The organism is Kocuria sp. CCUG 69068 (assembly GCF_020833785.1).
Lineage (GTDB): Bacteria > Actinomycetota > Actinomycetes > Actinomycetales > Micrococcaceae > Kocuria > Kocuria rosea.
On record NZ_PDDL01000224.1, the window covers coordinates 1 to 1,724 of the forward strand.

Sequence of the window (1,724 nt, forward strand, 5' to 3'; positions counted from 1 at the left end):
TCCCCGGCGCGGGTGCGCACCGGCAGGACCAGGGCCCCGCCGTCGTCCCGCGCCCGCCCGTCGGGCACCAGCTCCCACGCGGCGGTGTACCGGTCGGCGAGGCCGGCGGGGACACCCGCCGGGCGGCCGCCGGCACCCGGGGCACGCGCGGAGGAGGTCGTCACCGCACCATTCTGGCGCACCGCCGGGGCGTGACGGCCGTTCGCTAGACTGCGAGCGCCCACCCCCGCCCAGGAACGGAGCCGACCCGGTCGTGAACGAGCTGCTGTTCGCCTTCGGCCTGACGCTGTTCGCGGGGCTGGCCACGGGTGTGGGCGCCTTCCTGGCCCTGGTCACCCGGCGCACCGATGCCAAGTTCCTCGCGGTGAGCCTCGGCTTCTCGGCCGGCGTGATGATCTACGTGTCCATGATCGAGATCTTCGTCAAGGCCCGGGTGGCCCTGGTCGCGGAGCTCGGGGAGCGCTCGGGGGCGTGGGCCACCGCCGGCGGGTTCTTCGGGGGGATCCTGCTGATCGCGGTGATCGACCGGCTGGTGCCCACGCGCGTCAACCCCCACGAGTACCCGCACGACGACGCCGGGCGGCAGCGCCGGCTCCTGCGGATGGGGACGATGACCGCGGTGGCCATCGCGATCCACAACTTCCCCGAGGGCTTCGCGACCTTCGTGGCCGCGATGCAGGAGCCGTCCGTGGCGATCCCGGTGGTCGTGGCCATCGCGCTGCACAACATCCCGGAGGGGATCTCCGTGGCGGTGCCCATCCACCACGCCACGGGCAGCCGCCGGAGGGCGTTCCGCTGGGCGTTCCTCTCGGGCCTGGCGGAGCCTGTCGGCGGGGTGCTCGGCTACCTCGTCCTGCTCCCCTTCCTCGACGACGTCCTCTTCGGCGTCGTGTTCGCGGGCGTGGCCGGGATCATGGTCTTCATCTCCCTGGACAAGCTGCTGCCCACGGCCCAGGAGTACGGCGAGCACCACCTGTCCGTCTACGGGCTGGTCGCCGGGATGGCGGTCATGGCCGTGAGCCTGCTGCTGTTCGTCTGACGCGGACGCGGACGCGGCGCCCGTGACCGGGTCACGGCGGTGTCGGGGCGACCGGGAGGCCCGCCGCCCGCCCGGCCTCGGCGAACGCGGCGGCGAGGCTCGCCCGGGACGCGTGGGCGTTGAGCCCGCTCGGGCTCGGCAGCGCCCACAGCTGCGCCCCGGCCAGTTCCCGGTCCTGGCGCCCGAGCCGGGCCCCCGGGTCCGCGAAGGCGTGCCGGTAGGCGGTGACCCCGGCGACCGCGACGACGGCGGGGCGCAGCCCGGCGACGAGCTCGGCCAGCCGCTCCCGGCCGGCCACGAACTCGGCGGGGTCCAGCTCGTCGGCCCGGGCGGTGGCCCGGGGCACCAGGTTCGTGATGCCGAGACCCCGGCCCAGGACGTGCTCCCGGTCCTCCGCGCTCATCCCGGCCGCGCAGTCCACGAGCCGGCCGGTGAGCCCGGCGTCGTGCAGGGCCGGCCAGAAACGGTTGCCGGGCCGGGCGAAGTGCGCCTGCGTGGCCGCGGCCCACAGGCTCGGGTTGATGCCGCAGATCAGCAGCCGCACCTCCGGGCCGAGCAGGTCGGGCAGGGTCGCGCCCCGGGCGGCCTCGAGGTCCGCCCGGCTCGGCCGGGCGCCGCCGGTCGCGTTCAGGGAGGCCATGACCACATGCTAGGCCGCGCCCCCGCCGCCGGGCACCACGGGCCG

At 75.9% G+C, this 1,724-nt stretch carries 2 protein-coding genes; one reads left to right on the forward strand and one right to left on the reverse strand.

Translation table 11 applies throughout. From position 1 onward, the window contains the following. The first annotated feature begins 253 nt into the window (after positions 1-253). Complete coding sequence (gene zupT / locus CRM73_RS19125; RefSeq protein WP_035927447.1) at positions 254-1,039, forward strand: zinc transporter ZupT; 786 nt, start codon at positions 254-256, stop codon at positions 1,037-1,039. A gap of 31 nt (positions 1,040-1,070) precedes the next feature. On the opposite strand, the gene CRM73_RS19130 is transcribed toward zupT, so the two are convergent. After that, positions 1,071-1,679, reverse strand: a complete 609-nt coding sequence (locus CRM73_RS19130; protein WP_229588790.1) for a mismatch-specific DNA-glycosylase — start codon at positions 1,677-1,679, stop codon at positions 1,071-1,073. Positions 1,680-1,724: the final 45 nt, after the last annotated feature.

Excerpts from the sequence above, each read along its gene's own strand:
- CRM73_RS19130 (WP_229588790.1), bottom strand. The coding sequence starts at position 1,679 with ATGGCCTCCCTGAACGCGACCGGCGGCGCCCGGCCGAGCCGGGCGGAC.